The organism is Pseudomonas sp. B3G-3 (assembly GCF_028640915.1).
In the GTDB taxonomy this organism is placed as follows: domain Bacteria; phylum Pseudomonadota; class Gammaproteobacteria; order Pseudomonadales; family Pseudomonadaceae; genus Aquipseudomonas; species Aquipseudomonas chlororaphis_I.
In genome coordinates this window covers 1-233 of sequence record NZ_JAQZAB010000034.1, presented here as the reverse complement: position 1 = coordinate 233, position 233 = coordinate 1, and the positions used below count along the sequence as shown (strand labels likewise).

General features: G+C 63.9%; 1 pseudogene. It reads right to left on the bottom strand.

The features are described 5' to 3' along the window. A pseudogene (locus PVZ80_RS00260) lies at nucleotides 1-233 on the bottom strand (hypothetical protein); the annotation flags it as partial.

Below are 233 nucleotides of genomic sequence, written 5' to 3'. Positions count from 1 at the left end.
CCTGCGATCGGCGGCGTAGCCGTCGTAAAACCAGGCGATGTGGTTTTCCAGGCAGATCGCAGACTCAGGTTTTGCGGCAACTGCGTTGCCGTTCGCAGCCTCGCAAGCCCGGCAGCGGCTACACAGGCATCGCGGTCCCTGTAGCCGCTGCCGCAGGCTGCGATCGGCGGCGCAGCCGTCGTAAAACCAGGCGATGTGGTTTTCCAGGCAGATCGCGGACTCAGGTTTTGCGG